The following is a 21,277-nucleotide window of genomic DNA, read 5'->3' as shown; positions in this document are numbered from 1 at the left end:
GATTTTAGTCACCCTGAGCCCAGTATCGACAATGCATTGCGTATCGATATCAGTATAATATTGATTCTTGCGATTAAGCGCGCGTATTTCAACCATTTCTTTACAGTTGCAGTTATGGCCCTATTACCTATTCTTGAGTTTCCAGATCCACGCCTTCGTACCGTTGCGGAGCCCGTTACCGAATTCAATGACGAGTTACGCCAACTGGTCAAAGACATGTTTGAAACCATGTACGATGCTCCTGGCATCGGCCTGGCGGCAACGCAGATCAATGTCCATCAGCGTATCATTACCATCGACCTGTCTGAAGAGAAAAACGAACCGATGGTGATTATTAATCCGGTCGTTGAGCCTCTGACAACAGAAACCGACAAAATGCAGGAAGGCTGCTTATCCGTCCCGGGCTTCTATGAAAACGTTGTTCGCCCAAACAAAGTACGCCTGACCGCCCATAACGAACACGGTGAAGAATACACCATGGAAGCAGATGAACTGCTGGCCGTGTGTATTCAGCACGAAATCGATCACCTGGACGGCAAACTGTTCGTTGATTACCTGTCTCCGCTGAAACGGAACCGTATTCGCAGCAAGCTCGAAAAAGCTCACCGCCAACACGTATAAGGGACGCCAATGTCTGATTCAGCCAGGGGTTTGCGGATAATCTTCGCCGGCACCCCGGACTTTGCTGCCACTAATCTGCAGGCACTGCTTGATGCCGGGCACAACGTTATCGGCGTATACACGCAGCCAGACCGTCCGGCAGGGCGGGGGCGTAAGCTCAAACCCAGTCCGGTTAAACAGGTCGCCCTCGATCACCAGCTGGATATATACCAGCCCCTGAACTTCAAAGAAGAAGGGGCGCTGGAAACACTGCAAAGCCTTGAAGCCGATCTGATGGTGGTGGTTGCTTACGGCATTCTGCTGCCCAAAGCAGTGCTTGAAGCACCCCGTCTGGGCTGTATCAACGTACATGCTTCTCTGCTGCCACGCTGGCGCGGCGCCGCCCCTATTCACAGAGCTGTTCTGGCAAGCGATGCTGAAACCGGTGTCACCATTATGCAAATGGATGAAGGCCTGGATACCGGCGGAATGTTGCTGAAAAGCAGTTGCGAAATCAGCACAACAGAATCCAGCGGCGAACTGCATGACCGGCTGGCCGTTATCGGTGCAGAAGCCCTGCTGGCCAGCCTGCCCGGACTGGCAGACGGCAGTTTGCAGGCCGAGCCTCAGGATGACAGCCTGGCAAATTACGCCCACAAGCTGGAAAAAACCGAAGGCATCATCGACTGGAACCAAAGTGCAGAAGCCGTTGCCAGACAAATTCGCGGCCTCTCACCATGGCCCGTTGCCTATACCCAGCTGAACGGTGAAACCCTGCGTATCTGGCAGGCGGATATCAGCGATAAAGACAGTACTGCCGCAGCAGGTACCGTTATCTCTACCGACAAAAAAGCCATTCATGTTGCCTGCGGTAAAGGCAGCCTGAAGTTACTGCACATTCAGCTACCGGGCAGCAAAGCCATGCCAACCGCCGCGGTTCTGAATTCTAAACGCGACCTGTTCGCGGACGGCACACAGCTGGGATAACGCACCTATATGAACAGCCGCGCCATTGCCGCCCAGACCCTGACTCCGATCCTGTTGCAAAAAGCTTCCCTGAACACTGAACTCAGCAAAGGTCTGAGCCGGGTTTCGGAACGGGACAGAGGCTTGCTGCAACAACTGTGCTACGGCACACTGCGAAACCTGCCACGCTTGCAAGCACTCACTAACTACATGCTGAAAAAGCCCTTTAAAAAGCAGGAGCAGGACCTTCAGGCCCTGCTGATGCTGGGCATGTATCAGTTACTGGAAATGCGCATTCCCGCTCACGCCAGCATTGGCGAAACGGTTGAAGCCTGCGCCCAGCTGAACAAGCCCTGGGCGAAAGGATTACTGAACGGCGTGCTGCGTCGCTTACAGCGGGAACAGGAAAGCATCTTTGCCACCCTGAATAACGAACCGGAATTCCGCTTCAATCATCCGACATGGATGATCGACAAGCTGCGCCATAACTGGCCACAGCACTGGGAATTCATCCTCGAGCAAAATAATCAGCAACCGCCAATGACCCTTCGGATCAATCAGCAACGCTGTACCCGGGATCAGTACCTTGACTGGCTGGACGAAGCAGAAATCGATGCCTTTCCCGGCGCGCATTCCGGGCAGGCAATCCAGCTTGATGAAGCCTGCGACGTGGATCTGCTACCCGGCTTCGATGAAGGTTTTGCCAGCGTTCAGGATGAAGCTGCTCAACTGAGTGCAGACCTGCTGGACCTTAAGCCCGGACAACGGGTACTGGATACATGTGCGGCACCGGGCGGAAAACTCTGCCATATCGTGGAGCAGGAGCCTGAGCTAAGCGCTGCAGTTGCCGTTGAGTTAGAAGCAAAGCGCGCCAGCCGTATTGAAGAAAACCTTCAGCGCCTGCAACTGGACGCCGAAGTAATCGTCGCCGACGCAGCCTCTCAGGAATGGTGGGACGGCCAGCTGTTTGACCGCATCCTGATTGACGCACCCTGTTCTGCCAGCGGTGTTATTCGCCGCCATCCGGACATTAAAGGGCTGCGCCGCAATGAAGATTTAAAGCCGCTGGCCGACATCCAACTGGCCATCCTTAAAAATGGCTGGCAGATGTTACAGCCCGGCGGCAAGCTTGTTTACGCAACCTGTTCAGTATTCCCGCAGGAAAACGAACGGGTTGTAGAGCGCTTCCTGAAACAGCAGGAAGACGCGGTACACCACGACATAGAAGCCAGCTGGGGTCAGGCGCGTCCGTATGGACGTCAGTTGTTTCCGCAACCGGACGGTCACGACGGTTTCTATTACGCATTACTGAGCAAAGCAGAAAGCCCCGATAACGGCGGCGAGTGATAAGTCAGCATAAAGGTAGCAGTGAGTAATGAAGATCATCATTCTCGGAGCAGGGCAGGTAGGCGGAACCTTAGCGGAAAACCTGGCCAACGAAGCCAACGACATCACCATTGTCGATACTGATATCGTCCGTTTACGTGAGTTACAGGACCGGATCGACATCCGTACCACGGAAGGTAAAGCATCCCACCCCGGCGTTCTGGAACAGGCCGGTGCTCAGGATGCCGACATGCTGATTGCGGTGACGAACAGCGATGAAGTGAATATGATCGCCTGTCAGTTTGCCCACACCCTGTTTAACACCCCCACCAAAATCGCCCGGGTCCGGGAACACGATTACCTGCGCCATAACCGCGAAGTATTCTGTAATAAATCAATTCCCATTGATGTACTGATCAGTCCAGAGCAGCTGGTGACCAAACACATCAAACGCCTCATTGAGCACCCCGGTGCCCTTCAGGTACTGGACTTTGCGGACGGTAAAGCACAGCTGGTAGCCGTAAAAGCCTATTACGGCGGCCCGCTGGTTGGTCATGAAATATCGTTTTTACGTACCCATATGCCATCCGTCGACACCCGGGTAGCCGCCATCTTCCGTCAGGGCAGCCCGATTATTCCTAAAGGGGATACGGTCATTGAAGCGGATGATGAAGTGTTCTTCATCGCCGCTACCAAAGACATCCGCTCAGTCATGAGCGAGCTGCGTCGTCTGGACCGGCCATACAAACGTATCATCATTGCCGGCGGCGGTAATATCGGCGCCCGACTGGCCAGCAGCATCGAAGACCAGTTCCAGGTCAAGATTATCGAACGGGACCTGAAACGCTGTCACGATCTGGCCAAGCGACTGGATAACACCATTGTACTGAACGGCAGCGCCTCAGACCGTGACCTGCTGCTGGAAGAAAACATTGAAGACACCGACGTTTTCTGCGCCCTGACCAACGATGACGAAGCCAACATCATGGCTTCTATGCTGGCAAAACGGTTAGGGGTCCGCACAGTTATGACCCTGATTAATAACACTGCATACGTTGACCTGGTGCAGGGCGGGGTAATCGACATTGCGATTTCACCGCAACAAACCACCATCGGCAGCCTGCTGACCCACGTCCGCCGCGGAGACGTGGCAGCCGTACACTCCCTGCGACGGGGTGCGGCCGAAGCACTGGAAGCGGTCGCCCACGGTGACAAGCGTAACTCCAAGGTAGTGGGTAAGGCCATTGAAGATATCGACCTTCCGGCCGGCACCACCATCGGCGCAATTGTCCGTAAAGATCAGGTACTGATCGCCCACGATGACGTCGTGGTTGAGAACGATGATCACGTCATTCTGTTCCTGATCGACAAACGTAAAATCCGCGAAGTCGAACGCCTCTTCCAGGTTGGCCTGGGCTTCTTCTGATAACCGGACGGCACTGACATATGCACTATAAAGTGATACTCCGCATACTTGGCATCCTGCTGATGATCTTCAGCTTCACTATGCTGCCACCGGTTTTGGTCGACATCCTTTATGAAGGGCAGTCCAGTAAAGCCTTCCTCACCGGTTTTCTGATCACACTGCTAACCGGCTTCATCATCTGGCTACCGGTATATAAAGTCAGACAGGACCTGCGCACCCGGGACGGATTCCTGATCACCGTTCTGTTCTGGTCGGTACTCGGCCTGTTCGGTTCGATCCCATTTATCCTCTCAGAAGATCTGTCACTGAGCTTTGTGGATGCGGTATTTGAATCACTTTCCGGCCTGACAACCACCGGGGCCACGGTCATTACCGGCATCGACACACTGCCAAAATCCATCCTGTTTTACCGGCAGCAACTGCAATGGTTAGGCGGCATGGGGATCATCGTACTGGCGGTGGCCATTCTGCCGATGCTGGGCATCGGGGGCATGCAGCTGTACCGGGCTGAAACACCCGGCCCGGTTAAAGACAGTAAACTGACCCCGCGGATTACCGAAACCGCCAAGGCACTCTGGTACATTTATTTATCGCTGACCATTGCCTGCGCACTGGGTTACTGGCTGGCAGGGATGACCCTGTTTGATGCGATCAGCCACAGTTTCTCTACTGTTGCGATTGGTGGATTCTCCACCCATGATGCCAGCATCGGCTACTTTGACAGCCCGCTGATCGAAGCTATCTGCATCTTCTTCATGATCATTTCTGCGGTGAACTTCGGCCTGCATTTCTTCGCCTGGCGGCAACGCTCCCTAATGCATTACTGGCAGGATCCGGAATTCAAATTCTACCTGAGCATCCTGGGTTGCATCAGCCTGCTAGCATCTCTGGTGCTGATATTCACCGGTACTTATGCACCGCTGGAATCGGTTCGCAAGGCCGTTTTTGAAGTGGTATCCATTGCCACAACCACAGGATTCGCGACAGCCGATTTTGCCCAGTGGCCTGTTATGTTGCCATTCCTGTTGTTCGTCGCGGCGTTCTCCGGCGGCTGTGCCGGCTCCACCGGTGGCGGTATGAAAGTGATCCGTATTTTGCTGATCCTCAAGCAGGGCTCCCGGGAAATCACCCGCCTGATTCACCCCAACGCGGTAATTCCGGTTAAGCTTGGCAAGACGCCTATCTCTGACCGCGTTCTGGAGGCCGTGTGGGGCTTTTTCTCTGTCTACCTTATCGTATTCGTGATTATGCTGATAATCCTCTTAGGGACCGGCCTGGACCAGATAACGGCATGGTCTGCAGTAGGGGCAACACTGAACAACCTGGGCCCGGGCTTAGGCCAGGTATCAGCACACTATGGCGACCTGAACACACCGGCCAAATGGGTACTGTGTTTTGCCATGCTGTTGGGACGACTCGAAGTATTTACCTTACTGGTACTCTTCACACCGGCATTTTGGAAACGCTGATCACACATCCCGGACACAAAAAAAGGAGCCATATGGCTCCTTTTTTATTACCCGGCAGGGCAGGTATTCATTCAGAAAGGTTGCCGCTTTATTTATAGAAAGCCGCTTCGCCTTCGGGCCGACGACTAAACCGGCGGTACTCCCACTGGTATTGTTCCGGCACCTGACGGACACAATATTCAACTTCCTGATTCATGGCCGCAGTTGCCTCATCCAGATCCTTGCTATTGATGTCTCCCTCAGCGCGGTGGAAGAACAACTCAAAACCACCCTCTACACGCTTAGCATAACCGGACACAACCACCGCACCGGTTTGTGCTGCCAGCTGAGGCAACAGCTTCATTGTAAATGCCTGAACGCCCATAAAAGGCGAAAAAATACCACCGGACTTCTCCGGCTCCTGATCCGGTAAAATGCCCAGAATCTCATTTTTCCGCAGACACTTAACCGCCATCCGGACACCCTTAACGTTAGCCGGCGCCAGCTGAGAACCGATCCGCTCACGCTTCTTGCGAATCAGATCATCCATCATCTTAATTTTTGGCGGCTTATACATAGCAGTGAGCTTATAGTATTTACTCAGCCACAGGTTCAGCACTTCCCAGTTACCAATATGCGGGGCAATCAGAATCACACCTCGATTCTCCGCCAGAGCATCATCCAGCACTTCCTTACCGTGCACTGTTTTCACTTTTCCCAGTACCCGTTCTGGCTGCCAGATCCATGACATACCCATTTCACCAATTGAGCGACCAGTCTCTTCCAGACTCTCACTGATCAGCTTTTTCTGGCCGGCTTCATCCAGTTCAGGGAAGCAGGCCGCAATATTCTTTTGGGTATTCCTGGCGGGCTTACCTGTCCCTTTATTCATACGCCGGCCAATAAAACCACCCAGGCTTCTTGCCATGGAGAGGGGCAGTAGTGACAGTAAAAAAAGCAAGCCGACAGCTAAAGGACCTTTCAATTGTTTCACGTGAAACCTTTTGTCATAGAGATGAAAATTCGCAGCCATTATAATGGTTGACGGATAGGGTGAGAAATAAGAAATCCAACATAGAACAAGACCGGAGCATAATAATGCAATACAGCGTATATCTGTCAGGTGAAATCCACACCGACTGGCGTGAAAAGATCAAAACCGCCATCAAAGAACAAAACCTGCCAGTGACAGTAATGACACCAAATACAGATCACGCATCAAGCGATGACTGCGGCGTCGAAATTCTTGGCCCGGAAGAGAGCAACTTCTGGAAAGACCATAAAGCAGCCAAGATAAACAGCATGCGTCACATCACAGCCATTCAGCGCGCTGATATCGTCATCGTTCGCTTCGGTGACAAATACCGACAGTGGAACGCAGCATTCGATGCCGGCATGGCAGCAGCACTGGGTAAGTCCCTGATCGTTGAGCACGCTGAAGAACTGACTCACCCACTGAAAGAAATCGATGCTGCAGCACATGCCACAGCAAAGAACACCGAAGAAGTAATCGAGATTCTGAAATACCTGACCCTGGATTACTGATCTTCATTCTTCCTACAGGGTGGTCGCAATGGCCATCCTGTTCACTAAGGGAAACCTCACACCGCTTATCGTAAACAGCCCCTGCAAAAATCTTAAAATTCTTATCTGCCGACGACACATTGCCCACCATCAGCCCGGCAAATTCATGTATAATCCTGCTCTATTTTTTTACTGTTAACCCACTATGGTGATCTCCGTGACAGATAAAGCGAGTTCAGATGCCAGCACTTTTCAGGGATTAATCCTGGCGCTGCAAGAATACTGGTCAGATAAAGGCTGCGTTGTGGTACAGCCGCTGGATATGGAAGTAGGGGCAGGCACATTCCACCCGGCAACATTCCTGCGCTCAATCGGCCCTGAAAACTGGAACTCTGCTTATGTACAGCCAAGCCGTCGCCCAACCGATGGCCGTTACGGTGACAACCCGAACCGTCTGCAGCACTACTACCAGTTTCAGGTAGTAATGAAACCCTCTCCGGATAACCTTCAGGAACTGTATCTGGGCTCTCTGGAACGGATTGGCATCGACACACTGGTCCACGACGTTCGCTTTGTAGAAGATAACTGGGAATCACCAACCCTGGGTGCCTGGGGTCTTGGCTGGGAAGTTTGGCTAAACGGCATGGAAGTATCTCAGTTCACTTACTTCCAGCAGGCCGGTGGTATTGAATGCTACCCAGTCACTGGTGAAATCACCTATGGTCTGGAACGTCTGGCAATGTACGTGCAGGACGTAGAAAGCGTTTATGACCTGATCTGGACATACAACCCGGACGGCACACCAGTAACCTATGGCGACGTTTTCCACCAGAACGAAGTAGAGCAGTCTACTTACAACTTTGAACACGCCGATGTACCGATGTTGTTCAAAAACTTCGACCACTACGAAAGCGAGTGCCGTAAACTGCTAGAACTTGAAAAACCGTTGCCGCTGCCAGCGTATGAACAGGTGCTGAAAGCCTCCCACACATTCAACCTGCTGGACGCCCGTCATGCAATTTCTGTGACCGAACGTCAGCGTTACATTCTGCGTGTACGTACCCTTGCCCGTGAAGTAGCACACGCTTATTACGATGCCCGTAAAGCACTGGGCTTCCCGATGGCCTCCGAAGCCATCCGTAACGAAGTACTCGCCGCCAGCGAAGAGGAGAGCAAGTAATGGCCACGCAGGATTTCTTAATTGAACTGGGTACAGAAGAATTACCACCGGCAGCCTTACTGTCACTTTCCGACGCACTGAAGCAGGAGATCTGCAACGGCATCAAAGAACAGTTTGGCAAAGAGACCGCCTTTAACGACGAAGACGTTAAAGCTTACGCAGCACCACGACGCCTGGCTGTACAGATCAGCAACCTGCAAACAGAGGTGCCTAGCAGCAGCTTCTTCATGCAGGGCCCGCCGGCGCGCATCGCTTACGATGAAGACGGCAACCCGTCAAAAGCCCTACAGGGTTTTGCCAAGAAATGCGGCGCGACCGTCGAACAGCTGGAAGAAGTTGACGGCAAGATGGGCTTCCGTCAGGAAACACCGGCCAAGCCTCTGGTCAACGAACTATCAGCCATTGTTGAAAATGCCATCCAGAAACTGCCTATCCCTAAGCGCATGCGCTGGGGTGCATCACGGACTGAGTTTGTACGTCCGACTAAGTGGCTGGTAATGCTGCTGGGTGATCAGGTTATTGAAGGTGAAGTGTTTGGCCTTCAGGCCGGCCGTTCAACTATGGGTCACCGCTTCCACCACAACGAAGCAATCGAACTAAACAGCGCGAACGAATATCTGGAAAACCTGGAAAGCGTTGGTAAAGTCATCGCTGACTTCGAAGAGCGCCGCGAAAAAATCCGCGCCCAGGTTCAGGCAGAAGGCGAGAAGATCAACGCCGTTGTACAGATCGAAGACGACCTGCTGGACGAAGTAACTGCTCTGAACGAATGGCCGGTTGCACTGACCGGACGCTTCGATGAACGCTTCCTGGAAGTGCCTTCACAGGCACTGATCAGCTCAATGAAAGAGCACCAGAAGTACTTCCACGTTACCGATACAGAAGGGCAGTTACTGCCGTACTTCGTGACCATCGCCAACATTGAATCCACTGATCCGGCAAAAGTTATCGAAGGTAACGAGAAAGTAATCCGTCCACGTCTGGCCGACGCTGCCTTCTTCTTCGAAACGGATAAAAAGCAAACGCTTGAATCCCGCATCGAAAAGCTGAACAACATCATCTTCCAGAAAGACCTGGGCACCCTGCATGACAAGGCAGTACGTGTAGCGGAATTAGCAGAGTTCATCGCCAATAAACTTGGCTTCAACCCTGAAGACGCCAAGCGCGCAGCAATGCTCGCCAAAACAGATTTGATGACTGACATGGTGTTCGAATTCCCAGACCTTCAAGGCTTAATGGGATATCACTACGCTATCCATGACGGTGAAAAACAGGACGTAGCAAAAGCTCAACTGGAACAATATCTACCAAAATTTGCTGGCGATAAAGTTCCACAAACAGAGCCTGGAATCGCTGTAGCAATTGCTGATCGCATAGACACTCTGATAGGTTTATTTGGGATCAATCAGCCACCAACTGGCTCGAAGGACCCGTTTGCACTTCGCCGTGCTGCTTTAGGTGTTCTTCGCATTATCACAGAGAACAAACTAGACCTAGACCTTCATGAGCTAGTTGCCCGAGCGCTATCAGATAAGTGCTATGGAAAAGCATTCGAATGGCAAGAGGCAGGAAATAAAGCTGTCGATTTCATGTTCGAACGCTTCCGAGCCAAATATGATGACGAAGGCATTTCTGCCGAAGTCTTCCTGTCGGTACTGGCCGTTAAGCCAACCAAGCCACTGGAGTTTGATCAGCGCGTTAAAGCGGTAAATCACTTCCAGACACTGGAAGAGGCGGCTGCACTGGCGGCTGCCAATAAGCGCGTATCAAACATTCTGAGCAAGCAGGGCGTAACGGATACCCAGCCTGTTAAACTTGAACTGCTGCAGGAAGATGCTGAGAAAGCACTGGCAACAGCCGTATCTGATAAGCAACTGGCACTGGCGCCACTGTTTGCTGAAGGCGACTTTAAAGCAGTACTGGAACAGCTGGCTGACCTGCGTGGCGCCGTTGATACCTTCTTTGACGACGTCATGGTCATGGCTGATGACGAGCAGGTACGCAACAACCGCCTTGCACTGCTGGGCCAGCTACGCAACCTGTTCCTTGGCGTGGCAGACATCTCTTTGCTAGGCTGATCAGGCCCGCTTAAAATACCAAGCCAGTTGCTCATACCAACTGGCTTTTTTATTGCTCAAATTCAGGATCCATATGAACCTAGTTATCCTCGACCGCGATGGTGTTATCAATTTCGATTCAGACAACTACATTAAAACAGTTGATGAATGGCAACCTATACCAGGCAGTATTGAAGCCATTGCAGAACTGAGTAAAGCCGGATTTGAAATCTGTGTAGCAACCAATCAGTCAGGGCTGGCCAGAGGCTACTTCACGCCTAAAACCCTGACCGCTATGCACACCAAAATGACTTCACTGGTGACTGAAGCAGGCGGAAACATCAGCCTTATTGAGCACTGCCCACACGGCCCTGACGACGGCTGTAACTGCCGAAAACCTTTACCGGGCATGATAGAAAGCATTCTTAGTAAATACCCTGAAATCAACCCTGAGAGCGTGTACGTAGTCGGAGATTCATTACGTGACTTGCAGGCAGGTATCGCAGCAGGCTGCAAAGCACTGCTGGTTAAAACCGGTAAAGGTGAACGGACACTGGAAAAGGGCGGTTTACCGGAAGGCACCGTTGTCTGTGAAGACCTTAGCGCCGCTGTAAATACAATCACCGGCTGAGCCGGTGTTTCACGTGAAACTATAGAAAGGAATAGACCATGACTGCCATAAAGTTCGGGAAAGAACAAAAAGAAGCCATTCTTAGCAAACTGAAAAACTACTGCGAAGATGAACTGGACCTGGAACTGGGGCAGTTTGAGGCTGAGTTTTTCCTGGACTTTATTTCAGACAACATTGGCAACCACTACTACAACAAAGCACTGGAAGATGCTCAACAAATCGTCACTCAGAGGACAATGGATATCACTGATGCAATCGATGAAATGAGCAGAATAACCTGACCAACAAGCCATTGTTAGTACACGCTAACAACAAAAATACACCTGCAGATTTAGCTGCAATAAAAGATTTATATACAATAACTTACGAGTTAGTGAGTACACACATCAGAATAAATTCAACTGATCAGCAATCAGTTTTGCAGACATTCCAAACGTCATAATCACAATCAAAGGCCGGATCCAGCCAGTGCCTTTATTCACCACGACACGGGCCCCCAAAAAGCCGCCAATAATCTGCCCGCAAGCCATGAGCAACCCTACCATCCAGATCACATGACCGCCCACAGCGAAGAAAATCAGTGAAGCGATGTTAGAGGTGAAATTAAGTATTTTCGTATTGGCGGTTGCCTTAGGAAGGCTGTAGCCAGCCAGGGCTACAAAAGCAATGACGAAGAAAGACCCTGTGCCCGGGCCAAAAAAACCGTCATAAAACCCCACAACGGTGGTACAGCTCAGTGCAAAAGCAAGGGGCCCCAGGCGGCGGTCAGTATCTTCATCCTGAACTTTCTTTGAAAACATGAAATACAACGCCATTAACACCAGCAAGCCCGGCATAATCAGCGCCAGTACCGATGCATCAATTTGCTGTACCAGCAGGGTACCGGCCATCGCGCCGACAAACGTCATCAGAATCATCAGCCTCATTTGCCGGAGATTCACCAGCCGCTTGCGGATAAAGTAAACCGACGCAGCAAGTGTTCCAAAACTTCCCTGAAGCTTGTTTGTGCCCAGCGCCATTAACGGCGGCATTCCAGTTGAAAGCAACACCGGAAGAGCAATCAGACCTCCGCCACCGGCAATACTGTCCACAAAGCCGGCCACCAGTCCCGTAGCAAACAGTAACAACAGCAACAGCGCATCAAATTCCATCTGATCTTCCTCAGTAACCAGCCTAAAACAGGGAAGGTTAGTCTATCTGCCTGCCTGACGAATGCACGAAAAATCTGACCTGAATCAAACAGCTGCAGACTAAGCAGGCAAAGATGACAATCGTATTAAAATCCCTCGCCGCAATCCCCCGAATTACTCATCATTAAAAATCAGACATTTAGGGTAAAAAGGCGACTTTCCGGCCTAAACACTGCCTTAATTGCATAAATTCGCCTAAAGACTCACATAAGATAATCTTCAATGAATACTTTTATTCATCTTTGGTGTGAAAAAGTGTCGTTTGTTTAAGCATCAGGAGAGGCCTATGATGCACGCAACTGAAAAGCTCAAGTGATCCGGGCAAACAGTACCTTTAACAGCCTATTTTGAGTGATACCAAGATGATTAACTTCGATAACTTCATGAAAGACAGCTTCCCACTGGTTGGCGAAACTGAAAAAGACTACTTCCTGCGCATTTCTGCTGAATACAAAGACCTGCAGAAGAAGGAAAACCGTCAACTGCGTAAGCAAAAGGTCATCAACCGTCTGAGCAGCGCTGCTAAGCTGTTTAACGTTGAGCTGAACCCGAATGTTGCGCGCCCACAGACTCAGTTCTTCAAGAACACGCACTGAGTACTGAGCAAAACAGAATTTGCAGTCCCTGATCCCCTCAGGGCTGCACCCCCTAAAAAGCCCTGCTGCCAATACCTGCTGCACCACAGGATATAAGGCAACGGGGCTTTTGTTTTTATACAAAGAGCTTCGCTGCCAACAAATGCTCAATCAGACAACGGGTGCGTAACGGCATCTGCCGCCGTGACGGATACACCAGCGAAAACTGCAAAGCCTCCCCCTGAAGATCCGGCATTAATCTCACCAGGCGCCCGGCCTGCAGCTCATCAGCAACCGTAGAAGGAAGTAAACACCCCACGCCTAATCCGGCAAGCACCATGCGTTGCGCCATCAGGGGAGAATTACACATGTGGTAATTCTCAGGGCAAAAACTGACCGGCTGATCCCCCTGATACATATTCACTTCAGCCACCGGGCTGGCCTGTTGCAACATAATCCACCGGTGCCCCGCAAGCTCGCTGAGAGAACCGGGCTCCCCCTGGAAACGCACATACTCAGGGGTCGCAAAAACCTGCATACGGTCCTCAAACAATGGCCGCATAATGAGGGAATCATCCCGGGGAACACCCACCCGAATCGCCACATCTATCTGTTCGGCAATCAGATCCAAACGGTCATCACTGAGCACAAGATCCAACTGCACCCGTGGATAACGCTGCTGAAAACTCTCCAGTGCCGGCAACAGACGGGCAATCGCGATATCATGATTAACGGTCAGGGCAACTCTGCCCCTGGCCACTTCCTGGCTGCTGGCAACCTCTACATCCGCAAGAATATCCGGCAGATCACTGGCGCGGGCAAAGACCTCACGGCCCTCCATCGTCATGCTAAGTTGCCGGGTTGTCCGGTTCAGCAGGCGCACCCCCAGACTGCTTTCCAGTTGTGCAACCTGCTCACTGACCCTGGACCGGCTGCTACGGAGCTTGCGGGCTGCAGCCGCAAAACTGCCACAGGAAACCACTTCCACAAATACCGCCAGAAGTTTAAGGCGATTGAAATCAACTGTACTCATATTCCGATCAATCTATCTACTTTTTATCATCTAATCATGACAATCATTATTTTCCATACTGGTCACCATTAGCAATAAGACACTCGAAGGAGTTACACAATGATTGTAGTTACAGGTGCAAATGGCCAGTTGGGCCGGCTGGTTATCGAGGAATTATTACAGCGAACTGCCGCTGAAAACATTGTCGCAGCGGTCCGTAATCCGGAAGCAGCAGGGGAGCTGGCAGAACTGGGCGTGCAGATCCGTCAGGCAGACTATGATCAGCCTGACACACTGACAAACGCCTTTGCGGGTGCAGAAAAGATCCTGCTGATATCCTCCAGTGCAGTTGGTCAGCGGGTTGCCCAGCATCAGGCTGTTATCAGCGCGGCAGAAGAAGCCGGTGTACAGTTACTCGCCTACACCAGTATTCTCCACTGCGACCGCTCGCCACTGCAGCTTGCCGAAGAGCATCAGCAAACCGAAGCCCTGTTAAACGCATCTTCTGTTCCCACGGTCATTCTTCGCAACGGCTGGTATACCGAAAACTACACCATGAGCATTCCGGTAATGCTGGAAATGAAGCAAATGTTTGGCTGCGCCGGTGAAGGGCGCTTTGCCACCGCCAGCCGCCGGGATTATGCGACAGCCGCCGCTGTAGCACTGACCACTGATAACCAGGCAGGCAAGGTGTATGAACTGGCAGGTGACAACAGCTTCAGCCTGGCTGAATTTGCAGCACTGCTCAGCCAGGAAAGCGGCACCCGGGTTAATTATCAAAACCTGAGCGAAGCAGACTTTACCCAGGGGCTCATTCAGGCAGGGCTGCCGGAAGGCTTCGCCGCACTGCTGGCCAATGCAGAAAGCGGGGCGGCTGAAGGCTGGCTGTTTTATGGCAGTAAACAGTTACAGGCACTGATTGGCCGGCCAACCACACCGGTGGAAGATACTGTCCAAGCTGCTCTGAGCTAAAAGCAGACACAACAGGTAACTGCTCAGGCAGTTACCTGGTTGCCACCGGCCAGACAGGCACAGATACGGTTTCGGCCGGTTCCCTTGGCCAGATATAACTGCTCATCGGCTAATTCGATAATGGCATGCTGCGTCATACTGATATCTTTCGGCACAGTCACCATACCCACAGACACCGTCAGCCGGTCACTGATATCAGAGCCGGTATGGGAGATATTCAGATTCACCATCTGCTGCATTACTTTTTCAGCGACCCTTTGTCCCCCGTTATAGCCCGTGTTTGGCATCACAATGACAAACTCCTCACCACCGAAACGGGCCACAATATCACTGTCACGCACACAGGTTTCCTGAAGCGCCAGCGCAACCTCCTGCAGACAGGCGTCACCTTCAAGATGGCCGTAAATGTCATTAAATTGCTTAAAGTAGTCGATATCTATCAGCATAAGAGACAGTTCTGCAGCATGCCGGTCACGGCGGACAACTTCCTTACCCAGCGCCTGATCCAGATAGCGCCGGTTTGCCAGCCCGGTCAGGCCATCCTCCATAGAAATCTTTTTCAGCCGCATATTCGCCTTCTGCAGCGCTTCAGTTCGCTCAGATACCCGGCTTTCAAGCTGAGAACGTTCATGGAACAGAGCTGCAATCGCCTTTTTACGGGCCCGTATATTCCGGTACAGCATCATGATGAGCACAGTTTGCAGCACAACAAATATTGCACCGGCAATCAGCCACATGCTGTATTTAACCCACAGGGTTTCCGGCATCCCCTGAATCATTGCCCCGGGCGGCAAACGTTCAGGATCAATCTGAAACCGTTTTAGCTGATCGTAGTTAAAAATATCTTTAGTCGGGCTGGTCATCATGACCGGAATATCCTCCGGAAACTCACCATCCAGTATCCGCAGGGCAATGCTGGCCATGGCCCGTCCCTGTTCTTCACCGGTAATCAGCCGGCCACCCACGGCACCCGACTTCAGATGAAACGGCCAGAATGAATACACAGGAAATGGGCTGACACTGACCACTCTCTGACCATGCTCAATTCTGGAATAGTGCCTTCCGCTGGCCTGGTCAGCAGTCAGTCCGGCCATGAACACCAGACTCTCTGGCGGCAATTCTTTTAACCGTTCGGCAATCTCAGCCTGTGTCATGTCCAGCAACTCAACCACTTCATACTGCCCGGCCAACTCCTGAAGAACCGGCTTTGCTGTCTCGTAGTTACGCCGGTTACTCACATCGTCAGTGGACAGCACAAAAGCCAAAGTCCGGATATCAGGATGCACCGACAAGGCCATCATAATGCCGTCCCTGTAATCAATCTCCTCGTTCACGCCGGTTACATTGTGCATGTCCCCCAGAACATCGGGGGAGAAGTTGTTATAACCAGAAAATACCAAAGGAATACCAGGGAAAAAGACATCCCGGTACTCCTTCATAAAATCAAAAGCATAGTTATCAGAAGTCAGAATAATATCCGGCTGATAATCGCGGTATTTAGCACTGATGAGGCGTACCTGTGCAGCCTGCAGGCGCACCTGGTCAAAACGCAACGCATCCAGATATTCAATGGTCAGATCTGTATCGTAGTCAGCAGCGGCAAAAACTTCCTGAACGCCGGACTGAATACCGTCACTCCACTCATAGCCGGGGTGATAAGAATTGATATACAGCACCCGAACCCGTTCAGCCTCAGAAGAAACAGCATCAGCGGCAAAGGCAAACGGCAGCATCTGGGCTGAAACAACCATATACAAAGCAATCAGAGAGACACGACGCCAGCACATTCTACTACCTATTTTCTGGGCTACAGAACTTTAGTATAACGGTGCAAAAAGAAGCGTCATTAAAAATTGAAGAAAAAACTGCACAAAATGTGCGCAAAGCATGCAATCCTGAACGAAGCCTTAAAATAACAGCATAATTGAAGATTTTAAGCGCAATTTATCAACATTTTCGACTCTGTTTATACATAAAAAAGGCGCATTACGCGCCTTAAAATACCTGAATAACTCACCCGGCTGTTGTAAATAATACACGTCGGCTATTTTCCGGCAGCCAGCCCCAGACCCAGTACCAGAAAACTCAGAGCGGTAAACCGTTTTTGGCGGACCTGCCATTTCGGCTGACGCAACACTGCCCGTAACTTTTGTGCCAGCAGTAAATGTAATCCGGCATTCACCAGAAAAATGCCCATGAAGGTACTGCCCAGAACCGCCAGCTGAAAGCTCAGGCTCTGCTGCTGATTAATGAAAGGTGGGAAGAATGCCCCATAAAACAGTAATGACTTAGGGTTTGTACCGTTAATAAGAAAACCTTCAGCCAGGGCTCTCAGGCGGGTCTTTTCAACAAAATTCTGAGAAAAATCCTGGGTTGTTTTCAGGCTGCGCCACTGCGCCCAGGCAAGCCAGAACAGAAACAGCACACCACACCAGCGAATCACTTCGAACAGCAGGGCAGATTCCGCAAGAATCACATGCACCCCAAGTGCCATCAGCGAAAAGAACACCAGATGCGCCAGTACCGCACCGACAATGCAAAACCCCGCCTGACGGTTGCTCTGCAGCGCACTGGTCATAATGACCAGATTGGTCGGCCCCGGCACAATCACAATCACAATGGTTGCCAGGCTGAATGCCAGCCAGATACTCAGATCCATCTTCAGAACTCCTGAACAGCGTTTAATGAAAGCGCTATTGTGACTGAATCTGCTGAATTAACCTTGCTATTCCTTATTGCTGATCGCCTTTTAATGCAATAGTCTTTCTAATATTGGCAACTTTTAGAAAGAATCAACCTTTTATGCAGCCTGATAAAACAGATATGCGCATCATGGCCATCCTTCAGGAAGAAGGGCGCCTGAGCAATGCAAAACTCGCTGAAAAGCTATCCCTGAGTGAAACCCCATGCTGGCGACGGCTGAAGCAGTTGGAACAGGAGGGATATATTGAAGGCTATCAGGCGAATATTAACCGCCGGAAGCTGGGGCTGGGCGTCCTGGCGTTCGTGCAGATCAGTTTTGCACAACAAGATGCCGTGAATGCGGAGTTCGAACAGACCATTCAGGACTGCCCCAATATTCTGACCTGTCATAACACCACCGGCGCAGCCGACTTTTTACTGCAGGTTGTCGCCAGAGACCTGGATGATTACAGCCACTTTCTGGAAGAGGTGTTACGGAAAATTCCGGGGGTCGCTAGCATTCATTCCAACCTCTCCCTGCGGGAAGTAAAATCTTCCCACCATCTGCCCGTTAGCTGAACAACAGGCAGGGGAGTTGCCGGTTTATGAGCATCGTCAATGCAATAACCGGCGATTTTCCTGACTGGTACAGACTCTTCTCAGAAACCAGACTGAGAAATAACCATCTGTAATTAAAGGAACAGAAACGAAGTGAATATTTACTTCACTTGTTTTTAACCGTTTCAAAGGGCGGCACATCAAAAAACGCCGGCACATTAAACGGCATCATTGTGGTCACCATCTTAAACGGCTCAAGCGCCTCCGGCGGATAAAACATCTGATCCAATGAAGCCTGTTGCTGGTAGCGCTGATATAACTTATCGATATCATCTTTCAACTGACGGATGCTTTGCTGGCTGAACAGCCGGCTGGTCGAATAAAACGGAAAATCACTGTCATGTTCCTGGCTGATTGCCTGTCCAATAAACGCCTGATTTACCCCCACCAGAATCTTATGTAAGGGACCGTCTAATCGCCAGCGCACCGGCATATTCAGCAACAGATGCACTGAATCATTTGCCCCGATACGGACCAGCCCCAGCTTTTCCAGCGCCCGCATATACAGATACACATCCGCAGGTGGCAGCCGGTTGTAATGCCCGATGGCCCGGGCATCAAACCCGCTGAACAACAGCACCAGGCAACTGAACAGGCCCGGCAGCTCAGCCAGCGCCTGTTCCGTTTCAAGTGGCAGCACTGTTACTTCTGCAGGCGCCTGGTCGGCCAGTTTCATCAAATCACTGAAACTGATTCCCAGTGCTCCACAGATGTCCAGCAAGCGACTCATCTTGCAATCCTGCTCCTGAAACAGCCGCTTAACCGTTACCTCCGAGGTATTCAGCATTTCAGCCAGGTCCCGGTAACGGATTCCCTGAGCTTTGAGAACTTGTTTAAGGGCACGGAATAACCCGCCTAATTCCTGTTCCGGTGACAATGTCTGATCCTCCAGACTCATAAAAGCATCATTTTTTGATACTTAATAACAAATAAATTGCCACAAAGATACAAATTAATATCCTACACACCACGGCCGTCACTCAGATAACTCAGTCAGCATCATTTAAGAGGTATGTATGAATTCCACACTTATCGCCCCGGTCATCGGTGCCGGCCTGCTCATGAACGTCAGCCTTTGCGCCTTTGCTGACAACAGTTTCAGCCAGCCACTATGGCAGCTTAATCAGTTTGATCAGCCAGAATCGGTGGTTGCGGATCCGGACAGCCAGTGGCTGTATGTATCCAATATCAACGGAGCCCCCACAGAGCTGAACGGAAAGGGCTATATCAGTCAGGTCAGTAAAACAGGCGAACAGCTAACCCGTCACTGGGTCACCGGTCTGGATGCTCCAAAAGGCCTGGCCATCAGCAAAGGCAAACTGTACGCCGCCGATATGCAGACGCTGCACGTCATCAGTTTGTCCACAGGATCACTTCTGCAAAGCTATACACTGCCAGATGCAAAAATGCTCAACGATGTCACCGCCGGGCCGGATGGCACCGTCTATGTTTCTGATATGCTGGGAGGCGGTGTTTACCGGCTCAGAGATAACCGCTTATCACTGTGGATAACACCTGAAAGCATCAGCCACCCTAACGGACTTCTGTGGGAAGACGATCATCTGTTAATTGCCGATTGGGGCACTGGCATGAAGGCCGATTTCACCACAGGCACCCCGGGGAGCCTTTATCAGGTCAGCCCGTCAGACAAGGCTCTGAAGCCCTTATCCACAGGCTATCAGTTAGGCAACCTGGACGGTGTTGTCCGGCATAAAGATACCCTCTACATCAGCGACTGGATCAGTGGCGAGCTCTATCAGCTTAGGGATAACCAGCGTCGTATAGTGCTGAGCACCAATCCGGGGCTGGCAGATATCGGCGCAGATGCCGGTACACTCTATGCCCCCATGATGATGGATAACACCCTAGTTGCCTGGCAACTGCCTTAATCACCCGCAAACATAGCCACACCGGCAGGCATGAACCCCTTCATGCCTGCCTGTTTATCCCACCAATCTGTATGCCACCAGCAACGGTTTATCGCGCTGACCGGGATATACGCCACCTCTGCCCGGTCTGATTAAGCTGCCGGTGAGGCAGGGAGCAGAGCCGGATCACACCCCACTGCCACTAGCACGTAAAATCCGTTCACAATCCCTTCAGCCAGATTATGAAACACTGATATTCCCCAAAAACGCACATTTGTAGCGCTTTAGGCGAGATTTCCATACAGAAACTATGGATACTGGTGGGCCGTGACTGTGTTGCAGTTCGTCTGAACAGACTTACATTCGCTCTGCAACTGACGGCCCGTTCGCCAGAGGAGAAAGTTATGCTGAAATGTCTGATCCGTTATGCTGTTTTACTGGTTCTGTACATACCTGCTTCTCACGCCGGTCACTCTCTGACAGTTCCCGGTACAGGTGAAGGGCAGATGCTGTTACAAGGTCTGGTAGATCTGTACACCACACAACATCCCGGGCAAGAAATACACATACCGGACAGTACCGGTTCCGGTGGAGGCATTCAGGCAGTCATCAGCAACGATGCCATTCTGGGCCGCACGGCCCGTCCCCTGAAAGCCAGTGAAACAGCAGAAGGGGTGCAGCAGGTTAAATATGCAACGGTACCGGTGGTATTTGTTGTTCATCCGTCGGTTACCGGTGTGGATAACCTGTCCGTTTCACAACTCAAAGCCATTTATGGCGGCGACATCAGCAACTGGCAGGACGTCGGCGGGCCGGATCATAAAATCTACATCGTTAACCGGGAGCAGGGAGACTCCAACCGGGATGTGCTGGAAAGCAGCTATCCGGATCTGGCTACCTTTGAGCCCGTCGGTATCTACACGTACAGCAACGGCGATACCCTGAAAACCCTGTCCGACAATGCTTACACCATTGGCTATACATCACTGGCCTCCGTGCTGGCATCATCGCTGAAATCCCTGAGTATCGACCAGGTCGCACCTACGGATCCGAACTATCCGGCGGCGATTCCCCTTTACCTGATTGCCAAAGACTTTGATTTGCCCGGTGTCAGACCCTTTACCGACTTTCTCTTCAGTGAACCCGCAAAGGACTACATGCGCAGTTATGGCGTAACACCCGCCAAATAAATCTGACAGGCG

The 21,277-nt window shown here is 51.4% G+C and carries 21 protein-coding genes; 15 read left to right on the top strand and 6 right to left on the bottom strand.

Annotated features, from left to right (window positions below; genetic code table 11):
* Positions 1-114 precede the first annotated feature (114 nt).
* Genes def through JYB63_RS07555 form a run of 5 tightly spaced genes read left to right on the top strand, consistent with a single transcriptional unit; the run spans position 115 to position 5,787 of the window.
* Positions 115-621, top strand: coding sequence for a peptide deformylase (def, locus tag JYB63_RS07575; RefSeq protein WP_205657253.1), 507 nt, complete (start codon positions 115-117; stop codon positions 619-621).
* Positions 622-630: 9 nt separating this feature from the next.
* A complete protein-coding gene (gene fmt, locus JYB63_RS07570; protein ID WP_205657252.1) occupies positions 631-1,587 on the top strand; it encodes a methionyl-tRNA formyltransferase in 957 nt (318 codons plus the stop codon).
* A 9-nt stretch (positions 1,588-1,596) separates the two neighbouring features.
* Positions 1,597-2,913 (top strand): 16S rRNA (cytosine(967)-C(5))-methyltransferase RsmB, encoded by a 1,317-nt coding sequence (gene rsmB / locus JYB63_RS07565; protein WP_205657251.1) that lies wholly within the window; start codon positions 1,597-1,599, stop codon positions 2,911-2,913.
* 28 nt (positions 2,914-2,941) lie between these two features.
* Positions 2,942-4,318 (top strand): Trk system potassium transporter TrkA, encoded by a 1,377-nt coding sequence (gene trkA, locus JYB63_RS07560; protein ID WP_205657250.1) that lies wholly within the window; start codon positions 2,942-2,944, stop codon positions 4,316-4,318.
* 20 nt (positions 4,319-4,338) lie between these two features.
* A complete protein-coding gene (locus JYB63_RS07555; RefSeq protein ID WP_205657249.1) occupies positions 4,339-5,787 on the top strand; it encodes a TrkH family potassium uptake protein in 1,449 nt (482 codons plus the stop codon).
* A gap of 88 nt (positions 5,788-5,875) precedes the next feature.
* Here JYB63_RS07555 and JYB63_RS07550 read toward each other — a convergent pair whose 3' ends face one another.
* Positions 5,876-6,799 (bottom strand): lysophospholipid acyltransferase family protein, encoded by a 924-nt coding sequence (locus JYB63_RS07550; protein ID WP_207758334.1) that lies wholly within the window; start codon positions 6,797-6,799, stop codon positions 5,876-5,878.
* A 65-nt stretch (positions 6,800-6,864) separates the two neighbouring features.
* Between JYB63_RS07550 and JYB63_RS07545 the strand changes: the two genes are divergently transcribed.
* The 5 genes from JYB63_RS07545 to JYB63_RS07525 all read left to right on the top strand — a co-directional run bounded on the left by JYB63_RS07545 (position 6,865) and on the right by JYB63_RS07525 (position 11,439).
* On the top strand, positions 6,865-7,311 hold the full coding sequence (locus JYB63_RS07545; RefSeq protein ID WP_205657247.1) for a YtoQ family protein: 447 nt from the start codon (positions 6,865-6,867) through the stop codon (positions 7,309-7,311).
* Positions 7,312-7,495: 184 nt separating this feature from the next.
* Positions 7,496-8,470, top strand: coding sequence for a glycine--tRNA ligase subunit alpha (gene glyQ / locus JYB63_RS07540; protein ID WP_205657246.1), 975 nt, complete (start codon positions 7,496-7,498; stop codon positions 8,468-8,470).
* The gene (glyS, locus tag JYB63_RS07535; protein ID WP_205657245.1) at positions 8,470-10,548 is read left to right on the top strand and encodes a glycine--tRNA ligase subunit beta; all 2,079 of its coding nucleotides are present in this window, start codon (positions 8,470-8,472) and stop codon (positions 10,546-10,548) included. Before glyQ ends, glyS begins: the two co-directional genes overlap by 1 nt.
* Positions 10,549-10,621: 73 nt before the next feature.
* Positions 10,622-11,158: a D-glycero-beta-D-manno-heptose 1,7-bisphosphate 7-phosphatase gene (gene gmhB, locus JYB63_RS07530; protein WP_205657244.1), complete on the top strand. Its 537-nt coding sequence runs from the start codon at positions 10,622-10,624 to the stop codon at positions 11,156-11,158.
* 38 nt (positions 11,159-11,196) lie between these two features.
* Entirely contained in the window at positions 11,197-11,439 is a 243-nt protein-coding gene (locus JYB63_RS07525) for a DUF2164 domain-containing protein (RefSeq protein WP_205657243.1), read from the top strand.
* 105 nt (positions 11,440-11,544) lie between these two features.
* On the opposite strand, the gene JYB63_RS07520 is transcribed toward JYB63_RS07525, so the two are convergent.
* On the bottom strand, positions 11,545-12,309 hold the full coding sequence (locus JYB63_RS07520) for a TSUP family transporter (RefSeq protein ID WP_205657242.1): 765 nt from the start codon (positions 12,307-12,309) through the stop codon (positions 11,545-11,547).
* Between the two features lie 401 nt (positions 12,310-12,710).
* On the opposite strand from JYB63_RS07520, the gene JYB63_RS07515 reads away from it, so the two are divergent.
* The gene (locus JYB63_RS07515) at positions 12,711-12,944 is read left to right on the top strand and encodes a hypothetical protein (RefSeq protein ID WP_205657241.1); all 234 of its coding nucleotides are present in this window, start codon (positions 12,711-12,713) and stop codon (positions 12,942-12,944) included.
* A 115-nt stretch (positions 12,945-13,059) separates the two neighbouring features.
* Here the strand turns inward: JYB63_RS07515 and JYB63_RS07510 are convergent, their stop codons facing one another.
* Positions 13,060-13,956, bottom strand: coding sequence for a LysR family transcriptional regulator (locus JYB63_RS07510; protein WP_205657240.1), 897 nt, complete (start codon positions 13,954-13,956; stop codon positions 13,060-13,062).
* Positions 13,957-14,055: 99 nt separating this feature from the next.
* On the opposite strand from JYB63_RS07510, the gene JYB63_RS07505 reads away from it, so the two are divergent.
* Entirely contained in the window at positions 14,056-14,907 is an 852-nt protein-coding gene (locus JYB63_RS07505; RefSeq protein WP_205657239.1) for an SDR family oxidoreductase, read from the top strand.
* 23 nt (positions 14,908-14,930) lie between these two features.
* Here JYB63_RS07505 and JYB63_RS07500 read toward each other — a convergent pair whose 3' ends face one another.
* Together JYB63_RS07500 and JYB63_RS07495 are read right to left on the bottom strand one after the other, a co-directional pair.
* The gene (locus JYB63_RS07500; RefSeq protein WP_205657238.1) at positions 14,931-16,694 is read right to left on the bottom strand and encodes an ABC transporter substrate binding protein; all 1,764 of its coding nucleotides are present in this window, start codon (positions 16,692-16,694) and stop codon (positions 14,931-14,933) included.
* Between the two features lie 257 nt (positions 16,695-16,951).
* Entirely contained in the window at positions 16,952-17,566 is a 615-nt protein-coding gene (locus JYB63_RS07495; protein WP_205657237.1) for a LysE family translocator, read from the bottom strand.
* Positions 17,567-17,709: 143 nt separating this feature from the next.
* Between JYB63_RS07495 and JYB63_RS07490 the strand changes: the two genes are divergently transcribed.
* Positions 17,710-18,168 (top strand): Lrp/AsnC family transcriptional regulator, encoded by a 459-nt coding sequence (locus JYB63_RS07490; RefSeq protein WP_205657236.1) that lies wholly within the window; start codon positions 17,710-17,712, stop codon positions 18,166-18,168.
* 145 nt (positions 18,169-18,313) lie between these two features.
* On the opposite strand, the gene JYB63_RS07485 is transcribed toward JYB63_RS07490, so the two are convergent.
* Positions 18,314-19,105 (bottom strand): helix-turn-helix domain-containing protein, encoded by a 792-nt coding sequence (locus JYB63_RS07485; RefSeq protein WP_205657235.1) that lies wholly within the window; start codon positions 19,103-19,105, stop codon positions 18,314-18,316.
* Between the two features lie 118 nt (positions 19,106-19,223).
* On the opposite strand from JYB63_RS07485, the gene JYB63_RS07480 reads away from it, so the two are divergent.
* On the top strand, positions 19,224-20,096 hold the full coding sequence (locus JYB63_RS07480; RefSeq protein ID WP_205657234.1) for an SMP-30/gluconolactonase/LRE family protein: 873 nt from the start codon (positions 19,224-19,226) through the stop codon (positions 20,094-20,096).
* Positions 20,097-20,479: 383 nt separating this feature from the next.
* Positions 20,480-21,265: a substrate-binding domain-containing protein gene (locus tag JYB63_RS07475; protein ID WP_205657233.1), complete on the top strand. Its 786-nt coding sequence runs from the start codon at positions 20,480-20,482 to the stop codon at positions 21,263-21,265.
* Positions 21,266-21,277: the final 12 nt, after the last annotated feature.

The organism is Aliamphritea spongicola (genome assembly GCF_017051665.1).
Lineage (GTDB): Bacteria > Pseudomonadota > Gammaproteobacteria > Pseudomonadales > Balneatricaceae > Amphritea > Amphritea spongicola.
Note: the sequence above shows the minus strand (reverse complement) of the source record. Positions and strands in the feature narration are given on the sequence as shown.